Origin of the sequence: Polaribacter atrinae (assembly GCF_038023995.1) — a bacterium.
In the GTDB taxonomy this organism is placed as follows: Bacteria; Bacteroidota; Bacteroidia; order Flavobacteriales; family Flavobacteriaceae; genus Polaribacter; species Polaribacter atrinae.
The window spans coordinates 1,095,667-1,121,564 of record NZ_CP150660.1 but is presented as its reverse complement, the minus strand read 5'-3'; the positions used below and the strand labels follow the sequence as shown (position 1 = coordinate 1,121,564).

25 protein-coding genes are annotated in these 25,898 nt (G+C 29.3%); 1 reads left to right on the top strand and 24 read right to left on the bottom strand.

What is annotated here, in order from left to right; translation table 11 throughout:
* Positions 1-285: 285 nt before the first annotated feature.
* The 22 genes from WG945_RS04810 to WG945_RS04705 all read right to left on the bottom strand — a co-directional run bounded on the left by WG945_RS04810 (position 286) and on the right by WG945_RS04705 (position 23,318).
* A complete protein-coding gene (locus tag WG945_RS04810; protein ID WP_068450947.1) occupies positions 286-804 on the bottom strand; it encodes a hypothetical protein in 519 nt (172 codons plus the stop codon).
* A 147-nt stretch (positions 805-951) separates the two neighbouring features.
* On the bottom strand, positions 952-1,743 hold the full coding sequence (locus WG945_RS04805; RefSeq protein ID WP_068450949.1) for a hypothetical protein: 792 nt from the start codon (positions 1,741-1,743) through the stop codon (positions 952-954).
* A gap of 712 nt (positions 1,744-2,455) precedes the next feature.
* Positions 2,456-2,917 carry a hypothetical protein gene (locus WG945_RS04800; protein ID WP_157603692.1) on the bottom strand — a complete coding sequence of 154 codons (462 nt, stop codon included), beginning with the start codon at positions 2,915-2,917 and terminating at the stop codon, positions 2,456-2,458.
* 6 nt (positions 2,918-2,923) lie between these two features.
* Positions 2,924-3,373 carry a hypothetical protein gene (locus WG945_RS04795; protein WP_157603693.1) on the bottom strand — a complete coding sequence of 150 codons (450 nt, stop codon included), beginning with the start codon at positions 3,371-3,373 and terminating at the stop codon, positions 2,924-2,926.
* Positions 3,374-3,568: 195 nt separating this feature from the next.
* Positions 3,569-4,165 (bottom strand): hypothetical protein, encoded by a 597-nt coding sequence (locus WG945_RS04790; protein WP_157603694.1) that lies wholly within the window; start codon positions 4,163-4,165, stop codon positions 3,569-3,571.
* Between the two features lie 134 nt (positions 4,166-4,299).
* Positions 4,300-5,205, bottom strand: coding sequence for a hypothetical protein (locus WG945_RS04785; protein ID WP_068450959.1), 906 nt, complete (start codon positions 5,203-5,205; stop codon positions 4,300-4,302).
* A gap of 316 nt (positions 5,206-5,521) precedes the next feature.
* Positions 5,522-6,187: a hypothetical protein gene (locus WG945_RS04780; protein WP_068450962.1), complete on the bottom strand. Its 666-nt coding sequence runs from the start codon at positions 6,185-6,187 to the stop codon at positions 5,522-5,524.
* Between the two features lie 6 nt (positions 6,188-6,193).
* Entirely contained in the window at positions 6,194-6,652 is a 459-nt protein-coding gene (locus WG945_RS04775; RefSeq protein WP_068450965.1) for a hypothetical protein, read from the bottom strand.
* A gap of 505 nt (positions 6,653-7,157) precedes the next feature.
* Complete coding sequence (locus tag WG945_RS04770; RefSeq protein ID WP_038527458.1) at positions 7,158-8,354, bottom strand: IS256 family transposase; 1,197 nt, start codon at positions 8,352-8,354, stop codon at positions 7,158-7,160.
* A gap of 680 nt (positions 8,355-9,034) precedes the next feature.
* Positions 9,035-10,015, bottom strand: coding sequence for a hypothetical protein (locus WG945_RS04765; RefSeq protein WP_068448997.1), 981 nt, complete (start codon positions 10,013-10,015; stop codon positions 9,035-9,037).
* 760 nt (positions 10,016-10,775) lie between these two features.
* On the bottom strand, positions 10,776-11,327 hold the full coding sequence (locus tag WG945_RS04760) for a DUF6933 domain-containing protein (protein WP_068452251.1): 552 nt from the start codon (positions 11,325-11,327) through the stop codon (positions 10,776-10,778).
* 173 nt (positions 11,328-11,500) lie between these two features.
* Positions 11,501-12,349: a GIY-YIG nuclease family protein gene (locus WG945_RS04755; RefSeq protein WP_068448514.1), complete on the bottom strand. Its 849-nt coding sequence runs from the start codon at positions 12,347-12,349 to the stop codon at positions 11,501-11,503.
* 210 nt (positions 12,350-12,559) lie between these two features.
* Positions 12,560-12,916 (bottom strand): helix-turn-helix domain-containing protein, encoded by a 357-nt coding sequence (locus tag WG945_RS04750; protein ID WP_068449010.1) that lies wholly within the window; start codon positions 12,914-12,916, stop codon positions 12,560-12,562.
* A gap of 2 nt (positions 12,917-12,918) precedes the next feature.
* The gene (locus WG945_RS04745) at positions 12,919-13,212 is read right to left on the bottom strand and encodes a type II toxin-antitoxin system HigB family toxin (protein ID WP_068449008.1); all 294 of its coding nucleotides are present in this window, start codon (positions 13,210-13,212) and stop codon (positions 12,919-12,921) included.
* A 211-nt stretch (positions 13,213-13,423) separates the two neighbouring features.
* Positions 13,424-13,906, bottom strand: coding sequence for a hypothetical protein (locus WG945_RS04740; protein WP_068453058.1), 483 nt, complete (start codon positions 13,904-13,906; stop codon positions 13,424-13,426).
* Positions 13,907-14,026: 120 nt separating this feature from the next.
* Positions 14,027-14,515, bottom strand: a complete 489-nt coding sequence (locus WG945_RS04735) for a GNAT family N-acetyltransferase (RefSeq protein WP_082864327.1) — start codon at positions 14,513-14,515, stop codon at positions 14,027-14,029.
* Positions 14,505-14,636 (bottom strand): hypothetical protein, encoded by a 132-nt coding sequence (locus WG945_RS04730; RefSeq protein WP_262501978.1) that lies wholly within the window; start codon positions 14,634-14,636, stop codon positions 14,505-14,507. Before WG945_RS04730 ends, WG945_RS04735 begins: the two co-directional genes overlap by 11 nt.
* A gap of 967 nt (positions 14,637-15,603) precedes the next feature.
* On the bottom strand, positions 15,604-18,651 hold the full coding sequence (locus WG945_RS04725; RefSeq protein WP_068453052.1) for an Eco57I restriction-modification methylase domain-containing protein: 3,048 nt from the start codon (positions 18,649-18,651) through the stop codon (positions 15,604-15,606).
* A 311-nt stretch (positions 18,652-18,962) separates the two neighbouring features.
* The gene (locus tag WG945_RS04720; protein WP_068453049.1) at positions 18,963-20,552 is read right to left on the bottom strand and encodes a phospholipase D-like domain-containing protein; all 1,590 of its coding nucleotides are present in this window, start codon (positions 20,550-20,552) and stop codon (positions 18,963-18,965) included.
* A 166-nt stretch (positions 20,553-20,718) separates the two neighbouring features.
* Positions 20,719-22,059 carry a hypothetical protein gene (locus WG945_RS04715; RefSeq protein WP_068448517.1) on the bottom strand — a complete coding sequence of 447 codons (1,341 nt, stop codon included), beginning with the start codon at positions 22,057-22,059 and terminating at the stop codon, positions 20,719-20,721.
* Positions 22,060-22,228: 169 nt separating this feature from the next.
* Positions 22,229-23,080, bottom strand: a complete 852-nt coding sequence (locus WG945_RS04710; protein ID WP_197482060.1) for a DUF7687 domain-containing protein — start codon at positions 23,078-23,080, stop codon at positions 22,229-22,231.
* Entirely contained in the window at positions 23,067-23,318 is a 252-nt protein-coding gene (locus tag WG945_RS04705) for a helix-turn-helix domain-containing protein (RefSeq protein WP_068448516.1), read from the bottom strand. Before WG945_RS04705 ends, WG945_RS04710 begins: the two co-directional genes overlap by 14 nt.
* Before the next feature lie 83 nt (positions 23,319-23,401).
* Between WG945_RS04705 and WG945_RS04700 the strand changes: the two genes are divergently transcribed.
* Positions 23,402-24,280: a Dam family site-specific DNA-(adenine-N6)-methyltransferase gene (locus WG945_RS04700; RefSeq protein WP_068448515.1), complete on the top strand. Its 879-nt coding sequence runs from the start codon at positions 23,402-23,404 to the stop codon at positions 24,278-24,280.
* Between the two features lie 701 nt (positions 24,281-24,981).
* On the opposite strand, the gene WG945_RS04695 is transcribed toward WG945_RS04700, so the two are convergent.
* Positions 24,982-25,398, bottom strand: coding sequence for a UPF0158 family protein (locus WG945_RS04695; RefSeq protein ID WP_068452112.1), 417 nt, complete (start codon positions 25,396-25,398; stop codon positions 24,982-24,984).
* Positions 25,391-25,735 (bottom strand): DUF3024 domain-containing protein, encoded by a 345-nt coding sequence (locus WG945_RS04690; protein ID WP_068452115.1) that lies wholly within the window; start codon positions 25,733-25,735, stop codon positions 25,391-25,393. The genes WG945_RS04695 and WG945_RS04690 overlap by 8 nt, the downstream gene beginning before the upstream one ends.
* Between the last annotated feature and the right edge of the window lie 163 nt (positions 25,736-25,898).

Below are 25,898 nucleotides of genomic sequence, written 5' to 3'. Positions count from 1 at the left end.
TAAGTAGGCAAGAAGCCAGCAATAAATTATATACGGTGTTGGCATTTCGTATTTATCTTCCACAATTACAGTTTTCAATCCAATTCTCTCTATAGAAGTTGAAATAATGTTTTGAGATTTCATATGATTTTTTAAAATCAAAATTCAGATAACTTTTATATAATTCACGATATGAAGCAGGAAATCCACTTTGCATATTTTTTGTATGAACGACATTGTCTCGTAAATGTTTTATTTCTAATAAGAATTCGTATTCAGTTGGGTTTTCCTTTAAAAATGATTTATTCATAATTTGTGGAATAGCCTTTTTATCTTGTTTAAGAAGTCCATTGACCTTTGTGTTCGTGCTTTGTCATAATATTTTCCTTTAATTTTAATTGAGAAATTGTCAGTGATTAGACTATTGTTATAAGCCTCAATTGATGTAAACAGATTAATTATGTAATCCGATGATAATTGAAAAAAATCATAAAAAGCGTGAGATAAATCACTGTAATTATTTGTAGTCAAATTTGATTCAAGAAGGGTGGATTGAATTTTCAACAATTCGTTTAACTTGTCTTCAGCGTTTGTAAAATAGAGAATTGAAGGCTCTGGTTCAGGAATCATAAATGGTTTTCCATTAATCAGATGAACAAAACCTTGGATTATGGTTTTATCTTCCAATTGCATAAAGACTTTTGGGTATTCCTCAAAATCAATTTCAGAAGATTTTTTTCCATATTCATTCTTTTCGTCCAATTCGCCGAATGAAAAATCAACTTTTATATTACCTACAAATTTTCTTTTGGAATGTGGTTTCATATGAATGCCAACGTGTTTTTGTATGGTTTGTTGCGTGTTTAAGCAATAAAGTTAATAAATAAAACACAAACCAAGAAAATCCGAGAGGATTTTCGTAAGTAAGCGATTAATTAGCAATAAATTATACAAGATGTTGGGCTTTCGTTTTTATTTTTCCTGTTTTTTTTCAAATAAAGAACTTAATTTGTAAATTCCATTTTCTTTGAAATAGTAACTGTTTTCATATTCTTTATCAAATTCCTTACTTAATTTTAATTCTGATTTTTTCCAATTTTCAATAACTTTTTCTGTTGAAATAATGATTTCTTTTGATTCAATCATTTGTGACGGAATTTTATTCCAAGGTAAACTATAAGTTGCTTGTTCAAATTTTATAGCAATTGAATCTCCATATATTTCTTTAAATAATTTTGGAAATATTTCATTTTTCACTGGTAATGGATAACCTGAATAAGGATTATATAAAATTGGATTCAAAAATTTTCCACCTGCAACTTCTCCTTTTTCTAAAGGAGTAATATAAATTCCAGTTCCACAACCAAAACCTTCAAAAGGAATAGAATCAATTTTTCCGTTTTTGAAGATTTTATAACTAATTCTAATTCTCGAATTTGGTTCACCCCAAGTTACATAATAGAATTTTTCATTCGTGGTATTTTTAAAACCAAGATATATTGAATCTATTTTTTCAAAATCTTTTGAATTTGAAATCCATTCAATTGTTCTTTCATTTTCATTTGTAACTTTATTCCAACTGTTATCCCAAAATTCAGCCCAAGGTCTTTCTTCATCTTTTTCAAAGAATGATTGAGCTATAAATAAATCTAAAGAAGCAGGTTGTTCATATAGTTTTTTTTTCCAATTCAAATATTTCCAACTAAAGATTCCAGCTAGAATAATTAAAATTAAAAAAAATGTAATTATTATCTTCTTTTTCATTTTTTTGAGTTAGATTGAGAAATGAAGTCCAACGGTTTATGTGTATGGAAAGTTGCGTTTTTGTCAGCGAGGAATTTCCGTAGGAAATTCAGAAGTTGGCAAAAGTGCAACTAACTTTGGTTAAGCACTAAATTAGCAATTTTTTATACACGGTGTTAGCAAAAGCGTGATTTAATTTTTTCTTTCAATTTTATCTCCAGCTTATATTCTCTTCTTTTTCAGCTTAAAAATTCTCCTTTTGATTGAAATTCCAACATTCTGTTTTTCGGTATTTTGTTAATTCCGCAAACAAGCTAAATTCCCACAAACTTGCTCATTCATTTTTTTGAATTCCGAAAGAGTAAGTTTCCAGATATTTCATTCCGCCAGAGTAAATTCAACGCTTTATAATTCCACAAACTAGCTAAAATTCTTTCAGAATTTTCTGGGCGGTTACGGGCACAAAAATTTTTAAAATTCTTTTTTTTCTGTTCTAAATTCAAACATTTTCATTCACACTTTTTATTCGCACAACTTTGAAGCGAAAAGCATATTTAAATAACTTATGTCTTTCTGAGGCGATTCACCCGAGTTTTTGCTAACGTTGTTGTGTATGATTAGTTGCGTGTTTTAAGCACTAAAGTTAGTAAATAAAACACAGATAGAAAGTCCGCGAGGACTTTCGTAAATTGGCTAAAACCAAGCAATTAATTATACACGGTGTTGTAGCAAGTTATTTTTCTATTATTTTTAATTCAAAATCTTGTTCGTATTCTTTAATTAAAGTTTCAATTACTAATTTACTTTCTTTTACGATTTTTTGAGCTGTTGGTTTTTTTTTAAATTGTCCACTATGAGCAATTGTATTTCTTTCCTTATTTATATCTTGAACTTTTTTATTCAATTTTTTCAACTCTTTTTTAAAATCAGAATTTTTAAATATAGGAATCAAAAGTTTGTCAAATTTACCACGAATTCCATTTGCCCATAATAATAAATGAGATACAAAATCCTCATCGATATTTTGTTTTTCTTCCAATTCTTTTCTGATGACAAAGTTTGCACTTAATTCAACTGTTGTTGAAGCACGCAATATTGCAGTTGACCATTCCTTTCTTTCATAAAGTCCTTTGACCTTATTCCAATTCGTTTTAATTTTTTCTAATTCAGTTCTTTTAGAGTAATCTTTTTTCAAAATCAATTATTGTTTAGTCATTGTTAATGGATTTATTGATGTTGGTGCAGTAACCCATTGTATTTCAGTATCAGAGATTTTCACAAATTTATAAGTGAAATATGTAATCATACTTGGTCTTGTATCATAAAATGTAACTTTTACAGAATATGAGTCATTCGTTATGTCTTCAACAATTACTTGATTTTGATTAGTTAAATCATCATATCCATTTAATATTCCTGTTGCTGTTTCTTTAAGATTCCACCCATTATCACCTCCTTCTACAATCTGAATAGCATTATTAGTTTCAAATTTCCAGCCAAAATCATTACTTCCAACATCTTGAGATATCCAAGTTCCGATTATCCATTCTGGTGGATTTAAATTAACTTCTAATTCAACTTTAGTTTCCTCATCACTTGAGGAACAAGAGCAGATAGTAATGATTCCAATAATTAATAGTAATTTTTTCATAATTTTCATAATTTTCATAATTTTTCGTTTTTTACGATTTCGTGTTAATTTGCTACAACGGTCTCGTATAACCGTCAGTTACGGGTTAATATGCGTTAATTTTCGGTTTGGCACAGACTTTAGCAATTCCGAGTGGATTCGGACGTAGTCGAATCCGCCGTAATTGCGGTTATACATTGTTGTAAATAGTTGTTTTTATTCATTCCTAAAATCAGTTGGTGTCCAACATCTCATATACATACTTTCAATCTGATTGTCGGTTTTGTAAACTGTATAAAAAGTTTGACTTCCGTCAAAACAGTTTTCGTCTCCATATTTTTTTGGATTCTTATTCCAATTTTCATTCGCAACCACAGATTCATAAATTTCTTTAATATCATCTTGGGCTCCTCCTTCGAAAACTAAGTCCTCAACTGAGACTTGTTTTGATTTTTCTTTGTATTTCTTTAGACTTGAGTCGTATGTGTATTCATATAATATTCCATCTGTAAAGATGCTTACATAATCAGCTACGCAACCAAGACAGATAAACATATAACTTTCAGTCAGAATTATTGGTTTATTAGGGTAAGATGTCCTTAATTCTGTTAGCTTATTTGCGTATTCATCTCTGAATTGAAGTTGTTTTTTCAATTCTGTTCCCATTGAGTTTGCGGACTGAAAAGGTGATTTTTCAATACTCAAATTGTTCGCAATATTTATGCGCTTATTTAATTCCGATATTTTGGCTGTTTTGCAACCAACTAAAATCAGAAATGCTAAGTTTAATAATATGACGAATGTTTGTTTCACAATTATTTACAACGGTTTTGTGTATGGTTAGTTGCGTGTTTCAGCAACTAATTTAGCAAACATTCACGAGCCAGAGAAAATTCCGAAGGAATTTTCCGAGTAGACCAGAACCAAGCAATTAATTATACACGGTGTTAGCTGTTGTTTTTTATTGAACTATATCTTTTTTTGTAATCTTCAATTTGTTCTTCGTTGTAATATTTAAATATATTTTCATATGGGGTAATCGAAATATTTATCTCCTTTTTTAAATGGTAAACGAGGTATCGAGTCAAATTCTGACATTTTGGATCTGTCAGTTTATTATTAGATAAAAGGTGTTTTTGAATAGTCTTATCTATAAAATATTCTAAACCTAGTTTATTAAACATTTTCAAGTTTAAGTCTTTTGCTATTCTAATACAGGTTTCTGAATAAATAATTGTATGATGTGGTTTTAGAGTTATAATGTTATCCTTTATAATTGGTGGTGCTGAAATTTTCTTTTTAGGAAATTTTGTTTTCCAATTGGTAATAGCTTCTTTAAAGTCATTACTTTTTGAAAGTTCAATTAATTTTAAACTTGGTTTTCCCATATTATGAGCAGTACAATGTCTTATAGATTCATAAAATTTAAGAATAGGTAGATATGTTTTAATTTCTTTGTTATCCCAGTTGAGTTTTTTGTAAAGTTCTAATATTTTATGTTGCTTATCATCTTCATTTAGGGATTTGTCATCTTTAATTATAAAATGTTCTGAAAGAATTCCTTGAACTTGTTTAAAAAAAATATCGAAAGCTGAATAAACCCAAACAATTGCAGATTTTGTTAAATCATTTTTTATTAATTCTAATTGCTTTTTTGGTTCTTTAATAACTCTAGGTGTCCATCTTTCTCCAGAATTTAAAATTAAACTATTAATGAGGTTTGATAATTCTTTATTATCTTCTTTCGAATTATAAAGATAGTCAACAGATACTGTAGATATTTTTATATAATTATTAAGTCTCGTATGTGATTCTAATAAATTTGTATAGGATTCAGATTTAAAGTCAGTCATTTATTCTACTTTTGTATTTAAATATTTGGAAATTACAATATACTATAAAGATTCCATCCTGGTCGTTGGTTCGAATCCAACCTTTTCCACTAATTTTTCAAAATAGGGGAAGTAAGTCTCAGTGGTTTAGAGCTAGGAAACTCATTAAACGCTATAGATTTTATTCTGTAGCGTTTTTCTTAAATAACAGCTAACGGTTTTGTGTATGGCTAGTTGCGTTGGCGAGAACTAAGTTAACAAAAGAAAACGAACCAATAGGAAATTCCGTTAGGAATTTCCGAGTACACACAAACCAAGCAATTGGTTATACACGGTGTTAGGCACAGTTATTTTCAGTTCTTAATTTTATTATTTTGTCCGCATTAACTTTCCATTCGTTATTTTTTAATATAAGTTCAATTGTAAATGGGAAACCTGAAGCAACTAATTCAACTGACTTTCCGTTTTCAGATTCCTTAATTCTCTTTATTGGTTGGTTTTCTGACAATTCATTCAGCTTTTCAGTAACAGAATCTGGATATTTCCCTTTCCATAATAAATCTGCTTTATCGTTATCTAAAATTAAGGATTGAATGATTTTTTTATTACCTACTAATAAAGCGTTCTCGAATTTCCGAAAAACTTTTTCTGGTTCTCCTTCTTTCGTATTTGCATTATCAACAGCAAATTGGAATAATTCTTCTTCGTTCATTCGGTTGGACAATTCTATAAATTCGAGAATTGTTTCTTTTATATTCGAAATTCCGTCTTCATCATTTTTCGAGCAAGTTTTAATTACGTAAGTCCAAATATAATTCGTTGGGAAAGAATTTTTTAAGCAGACAAATCGATTGAATTCAGTTCCGCTAATCGGTGTTTCTTTAGCAGAACAATATCCTTGGATAAAAGCCGAAACTTCATTGAAAGTTCCACCCAAGCAATACATTAGTGGTCTTTTGCATATATGTTCTATAAATTCCGAAAATGTTATTTCTTTATCCATAGTATTTTATTTCCAACCTGGTCCAAGTTTTTCAGTCGGTTCAGATTCAATATTATTCATATGATTTAATTCCATTGGGTCTTCTCCTTTTTTGATTCTCTTATGCATATCAAGTAAAGTGGTCAAGAGGAAAATGATACCTTCATTTTTTTCGTCTTTTTGCTTTATTAACTTTATTAATGCTTTTTGAGTTGCTCCCCAAAAATAAGCTCTATTAGCTGGTGTGAATGTCCTTAAATCAATGTCAAACATAATGTTCTCATCATTTCTAATAAATCCACCGAAGCCATTATATTCATCTCCTTTTTCTTCTCTAATAACAAACCATTCCAAGTAATTGTAAAAATCTTCTGCTCCTGCAATGTGTTTTAATTCATTTGTTATTAGCTCCAACATATAGGCCATTCCAGACCAACGTCTTGCGAATCCTCTTCCATCTTCTAAAGTCCAAAATGCAGATGCCATAGTTGTTATCTAATTGTGCCTAACGTTGATTGTATATGATTTGTTTTGTATTGGATTAGCATAAATATATAAATACAATACTTAGTATGTTTTAAGATGTAGTTTTTTAGATAAGCTATAGATAAAAATAAATTATATACGGTGTTGTGAAACGTTAAATTTCTAATTGTTATGTCTGATTCTTTTATTAAAACTTATTTATTAGAAAATAACTTTAATTTTCTTTACAAAAAAGAAACAGGGTCTAGTTTTTACTCTAAAATAACAATTCCTAAATCTAAAAATAACAAAATTGAATATAGAATTGAGGTGATTATTTCTGTGAGTAATAAAGTTACGATATCAGTAGTTTCCGAAAAGAAAGATTCATTATGTCATTTTTTGGTATGTAAATGTTATACAGTAAACAATATAACTGAATTAAAATTTTTATTTGAAAATAGTCAAGACTTAGATGACACTATCCTAAAAAGTGTGTAAGTTCAAAATTTCAGGGTTAGGTTATTTATAACTTAATCCTGTTTTCAAATATAGCTAAAAATTGATTTAGTATCACTCCCCAATTTCTGATTGGCATGGTCCATTTTTTAGTGCTTTCTCTCAAAGCTAAAAACACGGATTTCATAACTGCTTCATCGGTTGGAAACGAGAGTTTGTTTTTTGTGTATTTCCGTATCTTTCCATTTAGGTTTTCTATAAGATTTGTGGTGTAGATTATGGTTCTTATTTCAATAGGAAAATCAAAGAATACTGTAAGCTCATCCCAATTATTTTCCCAACTTTTAATGGCGTAAGAATATTTAGAATCCCATTTAGTTTTGAAGTCATTTAAAGCAGCTTTGGCAGCTTCTTTTGTAGGAGCAGTATAGATTTGCTTCATGTCACGAGTAAATTCCTTTTTGTCCTTCCAGACCACGTAACGACACGAATTTCTTATTTGATGCACAACACAAATTTGAGTCGTTGATTTCGGAAAAATAGTTTTAATAGTATCCGTAAATCCATTTAAATTATCGGTAGCTGTGATAAGTATATCTTGAGTTCCTCGAGCTTTAATATCGGTTAAAACACTCATCCAAAAGGCTGAAGATTCATTTTTACCTAACCATAATCCTAGGACTTCCTTTTTGCCATCTGTTCTCAGGCCTACTGCAATATAAATAGTCTTGTTTATGACTTTAGAGTTTTCCCTAACTTTAAATACGATGCCATCCATCCAAACAATTAGGTAAGTGGCCTCCAAAGGCCTGTTCCGCCAAGCAATAACATCTTCTGTAATCTTATCTGTAATCCTTGAAATAGTGGATGTAGAAATATTAAAATCGTACAGCTCACGTATTTGTTCTTCAATATCACTGTTACTCATGCCTTTGGCATAAAGCGATATAATAATATTTTCGATGCCTTCTGTTGTACTTTCTCTTTTCTTTACAATTAAAGGATTAAAAGAACTATCACGGTCTCGAGGAACTTGAATCTCTGTTTCTCCTAAAACGGATTTTAATTTCTTTTTAGTGTAACCATTTCGAAGGTTGGCTGCTTTACTTTTTTTGTGCTTATCGTAGTCTAAATGGGCATCTAGTTCCCCTTCTAGTAACTTCTCAATACCACGTTTGTGCAACTGTTCTAAAAAGGATGTTAGCTCTGGTGCATTCTTGAATTGTTTTAAAAAGTCTTCGTTTAATAAATCTTCTGGTTTCATAAGTGTGTAAAAGTTAAAATTAATGAATAAAAAAATCTCAGATTAATATTTAACCTGAGATTTTAAAACTTACACAGTTTATGAGATACTGCCACTTAGATTTTTATAGTTAGTATTAAGGGTTTTTCTTTTTATCAATAAATTTATTAACTAATCTTTCAAATCTATTTATTAAATACCCATAATCTTCTTTTAAATGGGATTTATTTTTTGTCTTTTTAGATGTGTTACACTTCATTAATTCATAGTCTAATAAGCTTTGCAAGTTTTCAATATGATTCTTATCGTTCTCTTTTAGTTCTTCGTTTTTTATTTCATCTTTTATTAAAAATTCAACTTTAACTAAATTTGATTCTTTTCCTTCGTATTCTTTTATTTTTTTAGATATTGAATTTAATCTATCTATTCTGTTTTCTGTTATTTTTTCTTCTTCTTTTTTCTTTTTTCTTCTTCTTTTTTCATGTTCCTTTTTCTTTTATATCACCTACTTATCTATAAGTCTATTTGTTTTATTATAGATGTATTGGTTTTTAATGTTTTACAACGGTCTTGTATATGATTTGTAGCGTGTTTCTGCCTGTAATTTAGCAAATAAATACCGAAAATAGAAAAGCCGAGAGGCTTTTCGTGAGTAAGAACAGACCAAGCTATAAATTATATACGTTGTTGCCCACAGTATTTTATTCCTTAATTTTCCCTTGCATTTTAATCGGCTGAATTCCTACAACTTTATCTTTGTCGTCAAAAATCAGTTTAATCATTTCATTTGGCGGACTTGAACTGTCATCTGAATATTTATACTGAAGTAATGTAAACATACTGCCATTAAGTCCCATTTGGATTCCGCTGTGAATTAATTCAGTTTTTCTCTCAAAATCTATGTTGTCGATTAATAGATTTAATTGCTCGTCAGTAACTTTTTCAAGTATTAAGTCCGATAAAAATTCTTTTGATTTTGATATATCTTTTTCTTTTAAAGCGGTAAAAAAGTCAGTCTTTATTTTTTCCAATTCAGCCAACTTTTTCTCGTCAAGTTTTGGAATTTCTTTTTCCTTTTCGTTAGCTTGATTTCTTACGTAAAGTCTTATTCGATGAACTGGATTTATTGTGCTTGCACCTCTTTTTTCGTAATAGTTAGAAATAGTTGCATACATTTCAATTTCTGTACTATCATTCGGTTTCCAAGTTGAACTTTCTACAAACGTATTTATGGAATCTAATCGACTAATATTAGAATAATTTCTCTTTGTTTTTGGTTCTCCAAATTCGGATGAAATTTTTTCTTTAAGACCTTTATATTTTGAAATAAATGCTTTTTGATATTTTTTAGGTTTTTGATTGTTATCTTTCTTTACAAAGTTAGAAACATCCCATTCGTAAAGCACAGAACTCATTGTTGAGTCTTTTTCTTTAAAGTAATAGTAAGTTATTAAGTCCGCTATTTTCTTTTCAGTTCTTTTGTATTTAATCGGTTGAGCATCTCCACTAAATGAAACGTGATTTGAAGTTGTTGGGATTCTTTTACTTTTTAAATTTTCTTCCATTTGGACATATTCATTCAGCGAAATATTATGAATATCAAATCCGAAATCTTGTCCAAAAACAGTAATTCCAATTAATAAAATTCCAAGTGTAAATGTAGTTCTCAAAGTTTTTTTCATATTGTGGGCAACGTTTGCCTATATGGAAAGTAGCGATCATTTTAAGCTATATTTTCTGTAGGCATTCTATTGGCTTTTAAAAATACAGAATTTTTTTAAATAATAACTGATGTAGCTATTTTTTATATAGGCTGTTGTGTTTAGTATTTTCCATAATTATTCCTCTGGATATTCTAGAGCCTACTTCTTCTAATGAATTATTGTGAACTTCTCTTAAAAATATTAAAAAATACGTAGTCTCGAAGACGCTACATAGATTGGTTTTCAATTCAGTTTTTCGCTCTAATATGTTTTATATGCTTTTTATATGGAACGTCTTAGAGTGAAAGAATATTCAAGTTAATTACAAGAGAAGTAGGATCTTACTTGACTTTCTCAAATTTTTTAACTATCTTCAAACTGAAAAACGTTTCAATGTTTTGAGAGTAAACTCTCAACGATTTCAATCGTTCAGTTTGAGTCTTAAAATTCCAAAGTCAAAACCGTTAAACTTCTCCACAAAAAATTCTTGAATATTCGATAAAGTGGGTTGAAAATTCCAAAAGTCTCCGATATTAAATACAACGTGTTTATATATGGTTTGTTGCGTGATTTAGCACCTAATTTAGTAAATAAAAACTGAATAGAAAATCCGCGAGGATTTTCGTAAGTAAGCAAAAAGCCAGCAATAAATTATATATGGTGTTGGGCGTAGGCTTTTTTGTTCAACTTTTTTTCAAATTCTATTTTGTTATTCTAAATCTTTCAATTCTTTCCTGTTTTAAAGTACAATTCTGTTTTTTTCTAAAAATGATTTTTTTTCGTAATTATTTATCATTTCATTCATTTTTTCTTTTGGATATTTCCAATTCAACATTTTGTTCGGTGAACTATTTAGTCTGCCATTCAAATCTCTAAAGTTCATATTTTCATAATCTCCAAATTCATATTTCCAATCCTCAAGAAAAAGCAAACAGTTATTTAAAGAACCATTAGTACTTCTGTCATTATTTGTTTCCTGCAATTTAATTTCTCCGATTATTTTCTCCACCAATTCATATCTTGTTTCAATTCCGTCAAAAGTTAGTTGAGCAAATAAATTCTCTTTAAAAATAGAAGATATATTTTTTAAGTCAGTTTTCTTTATATTCGGTAAGATTAAAAGGTATTTTGTCATTTTATTGATTAATAACCAACATTTTTTATGACTTACATAAAATAGAGTAGAAGTCCAATCTCCTAAATATTCATTATTAAATTCCTCATTTTCAGATATAAATTCTTTCGTTATTTTTTCTAACTTTCGAGTTGTAAATATTCTTGTTTTACTCATTTGTCAAGTTTTAACGTTCTGATTTTTAGCTTACGCCCAACGTGTTTGTATAAGATTAGTTGCGTGTTTTAAGCACTAAAGTTAGCAAATAAATCACAGATAGAAAGTCCGCGAGGACTTTCGTAAGTAGGCTAGAACTAGCAATTAATTTTATACGGTGTTGTGCGTAGGTTTTATTCATTCCATAGTTTCATTATTTCCGATTTGTTTGGATATAAACCATCTCTTTCAACAGATTTTCCGTTTACAAAGTCAAACCAAGTTCTATCTTCATCAAAAAGTCCAAATTCGTTTTCTGTTTCTATAAATTTCCTTTTTTCCCATTTTTCACTTTCAGGAATATATTCCCAACCAAAGATGATTTCTGTCATTTCTTCTTTTGGTTGATTATTCACAAATATTAATCTTGAGTTTCCATTCGGTTGCTCAATTAATTCACTTATTTCGGAAGGAAGATTTTTTTTATCTGGGTTTTTTGTTAATTCTGGACAAACATAGATTTTAGAGTCTGTATTAGAAATTTCCATTTCTCCTTTTGGTCCAATGTCCCAACTTTTAGTTTCAAGAATAAAATTCGGCTGTAAATAGTCTTTTTTTCTGTCAATTTCCTTAAAATTCCAATTTAGATTTTGAAAGAAATTTTTCCATTTATGTTCCAAAAATTCTGAATTACTCAAAATATCTTTAACTGATTTTAAATCATTTTTTAAAGTTGAAATCTCTCTTTTTTTATCTTCTATTTGTATTTCAATTATTGCTTGTTTTGCAATACTTATTTCGCAATTAAAAAATTCCTTTCTTTTATTCGGGCGATATTTTGAGAGAATAGAATGTACTTTTCTTTCAGCCCAATTTATATCAGAAAATTCAAATTCATCTTCGATTTCAAAATTTTCAGGAATGCTTGTTGATGATGATAATTGTTTTGTTCTATCTGATGTTTCCTTTCCCGTTTTTCCAATTTTCAAAAGATTTTCTTTCAGAGAATTATTTGATAATATATAGATAAATCCTTTTTTCATATTTTTATTTTTCAATATTTATGTATCAAAATCATTTTTCAGATTTGAGTGAGCAACTTACGCACAACGTGTTTGTATATGGTTTGTTGCGTGGTTTAAGCAACTAATTTAGTAAATAATTACCGACGAAGAAAGTCCGCGAGGACTTTCGTAAGTAGGCGAGAAGCCAGCAATAAATTATATACGGTGTTGCCAACTGGCTTTTTTCAATTAATAATCTTGAATTAAAACTTCAGTAGGAATATGTAGAGTAGTGTTGAGTTTTCTAATCATATCTAGAGTCAGTTTTCTTTTTTTATTTAAAATTTCGCTAACTCTACTTTTAAATCCAACAACTTCTGCTAAATCCTTTTGTTTCATTCCCATTTGTTCCATTCGGAATTTAATTGCTTCGATTGGGTCAGGCATTCCGATTGGGAATTGTTCATTTTCATATCTATCAATCAAAATTGACAAGATTTCCAATTCGTCTCCATCTTCCGTTCCTTTTTTTGCATCAAAAATTTCCTCAAGTCTGTTGAGTGCGTTTTGATAGTCTTTTTCGTTTCTAATTGGTAATATTTTCATAATTAGATATTATTTGCGTCAATTTTATCATATTCAGCGTGAGTTCCGATAAACCTTATCCAGCATATTCCGTATTCAAAATTAAATTTTACAATCAAACGATAATTATTACCTTTTATATTGTAAACAATTCGATTGTCTTTTAAAATACTAGCACTCGGATATTCACTTTTTAATTCGTTAATATTTTTCCATTCGGATTTTTCAGTTTCTCTATACCACGATTTTAATTGTTCTTCACAATCAGCGTGTTTTTCCCAAAAATCTCGTAAAGTTCGTTTTGCGATTACTCTCACATTATAATTGTTTGACGCAAATATAATAAAAAAGTTACCAATTTGGTAATTAGTTCGGTTTTTTTAGCTTGTTGGCAACGTTGTTGTGTATTGAAAGTTGCGATTTTTGTGAACGGCTATTTTCCACAGGAAAATAGAAGTGAATAAAAAAGCAACAACTTTTGGTTAAGCTAAAATTAAGCAATTTTTATTACACGGTGTTGTAGCAAGTTTATTTTTTTCCGATTACACACATTTTCCAATTATTTGGACTTTCAGTTTTGTTTTCTTTATTTCCATAAAATGAAAAGTAAACTCCATTTTTAAGTTTTATTTCAATAATTCCAACTTCATAAGTTTTTTTCATAAAATCTATATTCAAAAAATTTAATTCCTTCATTGTTTTTAGTAAGCTAGGTTTTTCTCCATTATTTGGAAAAATCCAAAAGTCTGAAATAAAGAAACTTTCTCCACCATTAATTTCAGATATATAATCATTGAAAATTTGAATTAATTCATTTTTTTCATTAAAATGAAATTCAATATTTCCATATCTCCATATTCTTGAATTTTCTTTAGATTTTCCATTAATCCAATTTTCAGCTGGTAAACCTTGACTTTCAATTTCAGTTTTATTTTCTCCAAGCTTAATAAAACCAAATTTTCCAGTTTTTATAAATTCTAAAAAGTCTAAATCTACTTTAATTGTTTTCATTCTGTAATTTGCTACAACGTGTTTGTGTATGATTAGTGGCGTGTTTAAGCACGTAATTTAGCAAATAAAAACCGAATAGAAAATCCGCGAGGATTTTCGTAAGTAGGCGAGAATTAGCCATTAATTATACACGGTGTTGGCAATAGTTTTTTTTCGGAAGACTTTATAATCTTCTTCGTAATTTGCTTTCTCTGGGAAGGATTCATTATTGGATGAATAAACTCTTAATCTAATTTCGGATACATTCTGTTCTTTTAGAGATAATTCGGTTTTCTCTAATAATAGTCTTCCAATTTGATTCAGTCTATGTTCTTTTTGAATATATAAATATTGAATTTCTCCAATAGAACAATCTTTAAATAAATAACTGTTTTTTATGTGATTTATTTTTGAGTAAGAAAAACCGATAATTTCATTGTTCTGTTCAGCAAAAGTTAAAAAAAAATTTACGCTGTTCAACGCTTTATAGAACAGCTCAATATATCTTTCATTATCAATTACATTTTTTATTGATGAAGAGAATTTTTTGTGAGAAGAGTCTAAAGAAGACATCATTGTTTTGAAACTGATGAAATCTTCTTTAGTGCATTCTCTGAACTTAATCGTCATCTCTTCTTCCTGTATTAGGATTCACATCAGGATCTCCCCACCACTGTTGAGCTTTTTCTCTTGGTGTTGCAGTTTCTTCGTCAAAATCATCGTCTGGACCAAAGCATTTATAGTCTATCATAGTTTTTCTTTGTTTAAGAAGTTATTCACGAATTTATTAAATTTTAAAGTTTCTCACAATAATATTTTGAGTTCGTTGCTAAATTATTGCCAACGTTTGCCTATATGGAAAGTAGCGATCATTTTAAGCTATATTTTCTGTAGGCATTCTATTGGCTTTTAAAAATACAGAATTTTTTTAAATAATAACTGATGTAGCTATTTTTTATATAGGCTGTTGTGTTTAGTATTTTCCATAATTATTCCTCTGGATATTCTAGAGCCTACTTCTTCTAATGAATTATTGTGAACTTCTCTTAAAAATATTAAAAAATACGTAGTCTCGAAGACGCTACATAGATTGGTTTTCAATTCAGTTTTTCGCTCTAATATGTTTTATATGCTTTTTATATGGAACGTCTTAGAGTGAAAGAATATTCAAGTTAATTACAAGAGAAGTAGGATCTTACTTGACTTTCTCAAATTTTTTAACTATCTTCAAACTGAAAAACGTTTCAATGTTTTGAGAGTAAACTCTCAACGATTTCAATCGTTCAGTTTGAGTCTTAAAATTCCAAAGTCAAAACCGTTAAACTTCTCCACAAAAAATTCTTGAATATTCGATAAAGTGGGTTGAAAATTCCAAAAGTCTCCGATATTAAATACAACGGTCTTGTGTATGAAACGTAGCGTATAAATAAACGCTAACTTTTCGGATTTAGCACTAGCCGAATTTTTATTTTTTCTATTTATCTTTTAAATTCTAAATATACAAAAATAAAAATTTGGCGGACTTAATAAATAAGCAAAAACCTCTCGGAAAGCCTGTAATAGCTATGTTTTATACACGTTGTTGTGTGTAGTGTTTTTGCGTTCTGCTTGGTTTTCCGATGTTTGTTATTTAGTTCTGAATTGAGCGTTGGCAAGACATACTCTTTTGCAATTTTTGACTTATGTGGTGGCCGAAGCGAATTGCAAATGTGTATGGCTTATGCGTTGGCATTTTCTACTATTTTAATTTCATTTTCCGATAATCCATACAATTCATAAACCATTTGGTCAATTTCTATTTCGGTTTTTTCAATTTCAGTTTTTACTATTTCCGCTTTTTGCTTTTGTCCTTTAAAATACTGCATCCATTCAGCTTCTTCTTCTAAACTCAATTTTACTTTTAATTTTTTAAACTCTTTTAATAGACTGCCAAAATCTAATATATTCCAATTTTGAAGTTTCTTTGAAGGTTTATTGATGGATAATTTGGACTCGAATAACTCAATAAAGTTATTAATCAATAAATTTTCTTGTTCTTTTAATTCAATCATTTTTTCAATTATTTGATTGAAAAGATTGGGTTCTTTAAGCAATCTGTTTGAAATAGGGAACTTTTTACAGTTGGCAATTAGTATTTTTTGAAAAAGTTCTTTTTCCAAGTCAAGAAATGAATACTTGTGATAAAAGTTGATTAAGTTAGAATTAATCAAAGCTAACAAAGATTTTACGCTAATTGTTTCAGGATTTGGTATAACTCCAAATCCAATTTGAGTATAATAAAGAGATTTATCTGTATATCCTGCATATATTCTTGGTGGTTTTCCCGATACTATCTGTCGAATTAAAATACGAGGTGATTTGAAAAACCTTTCGTCTCTTGGTGCTCCAAGCCAATCGCCATATTTAATATATTCCGTTATTTCATCTGAAACATAATATCGTTCAATATTACCACCACTTATTAATGGCTTATATATATCGCTATCTTTTGTTTTTGAATGAAACGCTCTTGATTTAATAATTTCTTGTGAATGACCTCTATATTTGTCATAAGGTGTTATTCCTAAAGTAAAATCAGCAATCGTTTCTAACTCTACAGAATTAGAAGGGATTTTTTGTAAAAGCTCAAATTGTTCTGGACTTACGTAAATGTTGAAGTTCCAATTTTCATTTTGTTTCCAATTTGCTTTTGAAATTTCTTTTGTTCTCAAATCATCAACATAACTTATTTTTTCACTTTTATTGTAAACAATTGTATTGACTTTGTCATTTGAGTAATCTTTTCTAAATTCAAAAATTATCGTTTCGACTGTTGCATCTTCAAAAACATCATCAGGTAGTTTTACTATTCTTGTCATATCATCCAATAACAATTTTCTAATCTTTGTATATGATGAGTTAACAAGTATTGAATTAGGGTTTATAAAGGATAAAAATCCATCCTTTTTGACTAAATCATAACCTTTTTCTATAAATATTGAATAGAGATTAATTCTATTTTCAGTTGTCTTATAAGTATTGAATAATACCTTAACTAAATCATTATCTAAACCTTTAATATCTACGTAAGGTGGATTACCAATAATAACATCAAAACCACCTTTTGAAAAAACCTCTGGAAATTCATTTTGCCAATTAAAGGCTTTGTCTCCTGCGAATATTGGGTCATCTATTAAACTGTTGCCACATTTTATATTGTTATTTAATGAGGTTAATTTTCTGCCTTTTTGTGCAGTTCGTAACCAAAGTGAAAGTTTTGCTATTTCTACACTTTCTTCATTAATATCTACACCGTAAATATTATTTTCCAAAATCGCATTCTCAACCTCACTCAATATCATTGCATCTCCAAACAATTTGGCTTGCAATTCATCAATATATTGGTGTTCTGCAATTAAAAATTCTAACGCTTGGTTTAAAAATGCACCACTACCACAAGCTGGGTCGCAAATTGTAATTTGTAGTAACCAATTTCTATAATCTTCTAATTTTTGAGTTAGTTTTTTTAATGTGGCTTTTTGTCTTCCTCTACGTTCTTTCTCGTATTCGGCTTCTTGTATGTCAAGTTTGGTTTTCTTTTCCTCACATAGTTTACCAATGGTTTTATCTACAATGTATTTTGTAATATATTTTGGTGTGTAGAAAACTCCATCTTTTTTACGTTTGGTTTTGCTTTGTTCTGTTTCTACTCCTTGTATTTCTGCTTGAATTTCGTCAATGTCGTTTAACGAATGTTCAAAAATGTGTCCAAGAATGTTTACACTTACTTCACTTTCAAAATCATAGTTGCTTAAATTAACTGTGTGTTTGTAAAGTAAATCATCGTTTATTTTGATGTTATCTAAAATCTCGTCTGGTGCAAAAAGCCCACCATTGTATGCAAAAATGTTGTGTTGTTGTCCTTTGTGTCCTGTGTTCATATAACCGAAATACTTTTTAAATCGGTCGTACAAAGGAAAATACTCATCGTATTTGTCTTTCAAATCTGTCCATTGGTTTACAATTGAACGAATAGAATTTGGTGGAAGTAATAATCTGTCTTCTGCAAAGAAGATGAATAAAAAACGGTCAAGTAGTTTTTGTGTTTTCTTGAATAAAGTAAGCTTGTCGTATTCAGGATTTTCATTTTGTATTGCATCAAAAATCTCGTTTCTGAAAGAAGCGTAATCTTTGTATAATTTTTTGGTAATATTCTCCTCTTGGGTTAGGGATTCGTCTTTAATCTTTTTGGGAATGTCTTTTAAAAGATATTCTGATGAAAGACAAAGCCAAAGAATGTCAAAACGTTCTTTTGTGAGTTGAAAAAGATTAAATTCTTCAAAATCTACTGCATTGTCAATGTAAAAACGCAACTTCTCAAAGTTGGAAGTAATAACATATTTACAACCTGGTTGGTTATTTTTATAGCCAAAAGCTTGGGTTTCTACTTTGCTTAAATCGGTTGTATTTGTTCCTTTTAGTTCAATTACTGCGAGTGCTTTTTCTCCTTTTAGAATTGCTCCATCAGTTTTTTTAGAGCCTTTTATGTTTTTTAATTCCGTTGTGAGATTAAAGTCAGGTGTTGGGTTTTTAACGTATCCAAATACGTTTACAAAAAGGTCAATTAGAAATTCGCCTTGATATTGTTCCTCTTTGGAATTTCGGATATTTTCTTGAATGGTCGGATTATGGAAATGGCTTGTGAATCGCTCATAAGCTTGATTGACTTTTTCGGACTCCAATCCTTTTAAATATTTGTTTAGAACAGAGTTCTGAAATAAGCTCATAAAGTTTTAATCTTTTTTCTCAAATTTAATATTATTCCGAGCGTTGGCAAAAAACAGCTCTTTTATTTTTTTTTGCGTTGGCTTTTCGCGTTGGCAAAAAAAATAAATGTGCTGTTTGTGTGGCTGGCTTTTTTAGTTCAAATGTTCAATTTTAGCACGATTTTTACATTACACACAACGTGTTTGTATATGGTTTGTTGCGTGGTTTAGCACGTAATTTAGTAAATAAAAACCGAATAGAAAATCCGCGAGAATTTTCGTAAGTAGGCTAGAACTAGCAATAAATTATATACGGTGTTAGGTGCAGGCATTTATTCTTTCTTATATGGAAATCCTACTTTGTCAACAAGTTCATATTTCCATTTATTTTTTTCATTATTCCACCTTTTTGTATGGCTTCTTAATTGAGCTACATCATCTCTGTATTTTTTTAAGACTTTTGGATTTTGCTCTCTAAACTCTTTTATTTTTCCTTCGTTTTTTAGTTTTTCTACAAATTGCCAACTTTTAATTTTACTTTGAATACTTTCTCTTTCTTTTTGTTTTCTCCATTCCCATTCTACACCATTTTCATTAAGAAGTTTTCCTAACATTTTTTCTTTTTCAATGCTCAATAAATCATTTCTGTTTTCTCTGTCTTGTCTTGTTTTAAATGACATTTGGTCACTTAACCAATGACCAATGTATGTTTTTTGAGAAGGAACTGTTTTGTAGTTTTTTTTGTTTGAGTAATAATTTTCTAATTCTACATAAGTATCTGACCATTTATCTTCTGTTGTTCTGAAACCTAAAGTAGAAACATCCCAAACAAAATTTATAGAATTCATTTTATCTTCCTCAAATTGACTCCATTCCATTCCATAATTCTTGTTTCCTTTTCTTCTTTGTTTTTGTTGAGCACACCATAAACCTACTTCATAATATTCATTCGATTTATTCTTAAATTGAGGAACATATGTGTATTTTTTATCTGGGTCAACTTTGTTTTTATATTCAAGAACTTTTTGAAAATCTTCTTTCCATTTAAGTAATTGTTTTCTTTTGCGACCTATACCATCAAAAGGAAAATCAGCTTCTAGTAATCTTTCGAAATAAACAAAAGGTAGAGAATTATTATCTTGATTGTATAAAGCGTGCATTTTTTGATACCACCTAAATAATTCCCTGTCCTTTGCGTGTTTACTTACTATTCCATCAGGTCTTTTGGTTTGTTTATATAAAAGATACCTCTCTAATATTGTATTAAATTTTTCTTTATCACTTTCAGTAAACTTTTTGTCATATTCATATTTCTTTTTAGTTCTGTGGTCATCATCGTCATTGTCTTCTTCATCATTATCTCCATTAGATAGTAGACCTTGTTTTTTTAAAAGTTCTAAATACTCGTTTGAAAGTAATTTTAAGTTAGGTGAAGAAAGGTCTAAAAGACTTGAATAATAGTCTTTAATTTCTGTAAGTGTATTTAAGTCATCTAATTCAAGGTCTAATTGGATTGATGCTTCTACATTGGAATAAAGTGCTTGATGAGTAAGGTTTGAGGAACCTATGATTATTCTGGAAGTATTGTTACCTTCAAACAAGAATAATTTTGGGTGATAAATTTTTCGATGATTATCTTCATCGTAATAAATATAAGTTTCTATATTTTCTTTTAATAAAAACTCAAGTGCTTCTTCGCTAGTAATTTTATGGTCAATACCAATAAATAATTTGATTTCTTCGTAATTTGATTTTGCTATTTCAAGCTCTGACATAAAAGGTTTAAATCCTGAAAGAGTTGCGAAAGCAACAAAACCATAAAATTTCTTATAATCTTTACTTTCAAAAGATTTAGCAAGTTGTTTTCCGACATTATTTTTTTTACCTGAATCGAGTCCGTTTCCGAGGAAAGTTGTTTTCATTTACTGTCGTTTGTTTTTGCTTGCACCTAACGTGTTTGTATAAGATTAGTTGCGTGTTTTAAGTACTAAAGTTAGCAAATAAATCACAGATAGAAAGTCCGCGAGGACTTTCGTAAATAGGCTAAAACCAGCAATTAATTTTATACGGTGTTGTAAGCAGGCTTTTCTATATCTCAATTTTGTTATCTTGTTTTATTTTCCATAAAAAATATAATTCATTATTTCTAACTTCAGGTTTCTTTATTAATTTCAAAACATCTTGTCCGATATTTTTAGCAAAACCAAAACCTCCAACTGATGCAACTATTTTATCAATATTTGTTGGCAATATTCCTGTGAATAAACTTGTTGAAATATAAGTTGAAGCTAAAAATACATTTGATTTTATATTTCCCCATAATACTTTTTTATTATTTTTTAATGTCAAATTTATTTTATTCAATTCTGGTCTAATTTCGTCTTGATAAATTTGTTTAGAATCTTGAATCGTTAGGATATTGTTTTTAGAAAGACTATTGACTTTGTCACGATAAACTTGAAATGATTCTCCTTCATTTTTCCTCATTGTTATAAGTTTCTCTATTGGAACTTCATCGATGAAGGGAACTAAATGATTAAGGTTTTTAATTATTTCTCCTTGTCTTGCATTTTGTTCGTAAATGTCTTTATTTATTAGTTTTAGAAGTTTAATATCAAATTCTCTATCAGTCAAAACGTGACAAGAATAATAAGTTGAATAAAAATCTTGAATTGATAAGTTTTTTTCAATTTCGTTAAGTAGGTAATTAGTAATTCCAGAATTTTTTATATCCGAATTGTTTAACTTAATTCTTTCTCCTTTTCTTGCTTTACTTTTTAAGTTTTCGGGAACGTATTTTATGAAATTAACAACCATTGGATGATTCAATAAATCATTATTTCCTGAAATTTCTATACCAATACTTTCAACACCCCAAAGTAAGTGAAAATCTACATTTTCAATTAAGTAATCTGCGATTAAAGGTTCAACAGTCTTTAGATTCCAATCAAATGTTTGAAGGTAATTTTCTTGAAATCTTGTATAGCAATCGTGACAATAATGAACTTTAGAAACTGCTATTTTAAATATTTTTTCTTCAAGTAAAGGTCTTATGTAACTTAATACAATTAAATCTCCAATTAAATCTTGTCTTAATTTATCATTAAATTCTTTATGCTTTACGTATTGAGCAAATGGATTTTGTAAGTAAACTGTGTCCGCATATAAAATAGCATTTCTTGCAAGTGAATAAATACTATTTATTTTACAATCTATTTCTCCACAAGGAAATGATAATCCACTCAAAGTTGAATTTGCAATAAAATTAAATTTGTTATTACTTTTTTCTTCTGAATAAGAATTATCAATTACTTCATTAAATAATTGTACAAATTCAGCTAATTCATCATTGTCAGCTTCTTGGACATATTCGAAGAATTCTTCGTCATCTATTTTAGCATCATCGATAAATTTAGTTAATAATTCCATTCTGTGAGTTTGTTCGGTTTAGCTTGCTTACAACGGTTTTGTGTATGATTTCGTTGCGTGTTTCAAGCACTAAAGTTAGCAAATAAATCACAGATAGAAAGTCCGCGAGGACTTTCGTAAGTAGGCTATAACTAGCAATGAATTATACACGGTGTTGGCAAATCGTTATTTATTCATCGATAGCCCAAGACTTAACTATTTCGGGTAATCTTGTCACAACTTCTTTTCCGAAAATCACTTCTGTTACTAATCCCATATGTATTGTATCAATTAAACGACAAAGATAAGAACGACCTTTTATCCACCAAGTAAAATGGTCATCAACGAATAGGTAGTGTTTTACTTCAATTCCTGTATTCTCTTTAGTTTCCCATAATTCCCAGCCATCTAATTGAGTTTCATAAACTCCGTCAGCAACTCGACTACCAAATGTAGTTGTATAGTAATATTCTTTAATTTCCCAAATTGCTTTTGGATCGATAACAGATGGAAACGCACCATCTACTCTACGAGATAAAGTTCTTATTGGAAATCCATCTTTGGTTATTGCAGTCAGTTCTTTTGGATCGTAATCACACTCTAACTCGCCCTTGTTTTTTTCGACAATCATATTAACCAAACCTGTTAAAAAAGAGTGATCTCTTTTTTCGTCCTTTTGTTTGTTCATTGGAAGCGGACACTTTGGTTTGTTTGCTTTTTTCATTTCGTAGAACAGTTTTTTGGCTTGGTCTTTATTCATAAGATTTGGCTGAACAATGTTAGTCAAAATGTCTCCTCTAAATTCCATATACTCAACTACCAACTTACCAAAATCGGTTAGGTTATCTTTTTCGATTAGTCTTTTGGTTGACAAACCTTCTTCTGAAAAAACTCTTTTGATGTCTTCAACACTTGGTACAACAAAACCTCCTTCTGGATTTTTTTTAGTTTTTCTTATTGTATAACCTAATCTTTGATTAAGTAACTTAATATTAGCCCAAAACTCCAAATCAAGGTTTTCAAATTTATTATTTGCTTTCATTTACGTTTTTTTCAAATTCAATAACAAATTCAGCTAAAGTTGCTCCCATAGCCTCAACAACTATTTTTAATTCTACTAAATCTAATCCTCTCTCTCCAGTTTCAATCTTACTTACAAAAGATTGTGGAACATCTAAAAGATTAGCTAAATCAGTTTGTTTTAAGCCAGCTCCCATACGTAGACTGTATAAAGTCTTTGTAAGTGCAATTTGTCCTTTTTTGAGTGTTTTTTTATTCACAATGCTAAAATATATCCTATTTTCGGATATCCGATATTAGGATAAGGACATAATTAATATTACATTTACCAAAATTCTTAATTATGCAGTTGACACTCGATAGCAAATTTGCTACTTACACACCGCCTAAAAGTCAATTATTGAAATGGGTTGGCAATAAACAAAGATTTGCATCTGAAATTGCAAGATTTTTTCCAACTGATTTTAATACTTTTTATGAGCCTTTTCTTGGTAGTGGTGCTGTAATGGCAACAGTTGCTCCAAATATTGGTGTTGGTTCTGATGCATTTTTGCCATTAATTGAAATTTGGCAACAATTAAAGTCCGATCCAAACGGATTAATTGATTGGTATGCAGAGAGTAGAAACAAATTAAATGGTGAGAATAAAAAGGAAGTTTATGAAAGTGTAAAAGCATCTTTTAATGCAAATCACAATGGTAAAGATTTTTTGTTTTTAACAAGATCTTGTTATGGTGGAATCGTTCGCTTTAGAAAAAGTGATGGTTATATGAGTACACCTTGTGGACCTCATACACCTATTTCAGTTGACAGTTTTGCGAAAAGAGTTCAGAATTGGAAAGGACGAATGAAAAATGTAAATTTTATTCACGCAGATTATAAAGAAGTTTTTGAACTAGCCAAAGAAGGTGATTTAATTTATTGCGATCCACCATACAGTCATAGTCAAGGAATTCTTTATGGTGCTCAATCTTTCCAATTAGAAGATTTGTTTTCAGAAATTGAAAAAGCAAAAAATAAAGGTGTTCGAGTTGCATTAAGTATTGACGGAAGTAAAAAATCAGGAAATTATCTTTGCGATTTACCAATTCCAGAAAATGTTTTTGAGGAAGAAATTTTCGTTAGTGTTGGACGTTCAATGTTGAGAAGATTCCAAATGGAAGGTCAAACTTTAGAACAAGAATTAGTCTCGGATAGACTGCTTTTGAATTATTCCGTATAATGTTTGCCAACGTTTGCCTATATGGAAAGTAGCGATCATTTTAAGCTATATTTTCTGTAGGCATTCTATTGGCTTTTAAAAATACAGAATTTTTTTAAATAATAACTGATGTAGCTATTTTTTATATAGGCTGTTGTGTTTAGTATTTTCCATAATTATTCCTCTGGATATTCTAGAGCCTACTTCTTCTAATGAATTATTGTGAACTTCTCTTAAAAATATTAAAAAATACGTAGTCTCGAAGACGCTACATAGATTGGTTTTCAATTCAGTTTTTCGCTCTAATATGTTTTATATGCTTTTTATATGGAACGTCTTAGAGTGAAAGAATATTCAAGTTAATTACAAGAGAAGTAGGATCTTACTTGACTTTCTCAAATTTTTTAACTATCTTCAAACTGAAAAACGTTTCAATGTTTTGAGAGTAAACTCTCAACGATTTCAATCGTTCAGTTTGAGTCTTAAAATTCCAAAGTCAAAACCGTTAAACTTCTCCACAAAAAATTCTTGAATATTCGATAAAGTGGGTTGAAAATTCCAAAAGTCTCCGATATTAAATACAACGTTGTTGTATAAGCTTTGTTGCGTTGTTTAAGCAATGAATTTACTAAATAAAACACGAACGGCGAAATTCCGGAGGAATTTCCCAAGTGAGCTAAAACTAGCAATAAAGTTTATACGGTGTTGTGCACAGGCTTTTTTCATTTCAATTGATTTTCTACTATTCTTTCCAACTCAATTTGCTTAAATTCAAACCAACTTTGTCTAAAATTTGAATGGTCAATTTTTTGCTTAAAATTCTGGAAAGGTTTTTTGTTTGCTAAAATATTCTCTAATTCCACTTGAAGTTTTGCATCTGTTACTTGCTCAACAAATCTCTCCATAATTTTAAAGGATTCAAAACTTTCCAAAATTTCGATTTTGATAAAATCAGCTTTATACTTCTTTAATTTTTTTAAACTTTCTTTAAAAGACTCTTTAAATTCTTCCTCGTCGAATATTTGTGATAAATTCGGAATTGCTAATATTTCGCTGGTTTTAAAATTATAATAGCATTCATTTCCGCAATCTAATTCTTGCGCAATTTCTCTAACTATACTTTTTTTTGATTTATCCATAAAAGCAATCGTGTTTATCTTCTTTTATGATTTCGATGATTTTCGCTAAATGCGTTGATTTAGGTAATGGTTCGTAAAGTTCCCATTTTCCACTTGCTCGCATCCAATATAAATTCCATTCTTTTCTTGATTTGTAATGTCGAATTTTTGCAAATTCAATTTGTTGCATCTTTTTTGGATTATCCCATTCAGGTCTAATTTCAAATAGTATTACAATTTTTCCGTCATATGAATATCCAATATCGACTTGTTTACGAATTTCAAGATTTTCAGGTCGTAATGATTCCACATATTTTTTAATAGTAGAATCGTTTATGTCAATTGTCGTATTTTTCATTATGTTCCAATTTTTTTTCAGCTTGTGCACAACGTTGTTGTGTATGGAAAGTTGCGTTTTAAGTCGACGGCTATTTTCCGCAGGAAAATAGGAGTTGACAAAAAAGCACAAACCTTTGATTAAGCCAAATTTAGCAATTTTTTATACAAGGTGTTGTAAAATG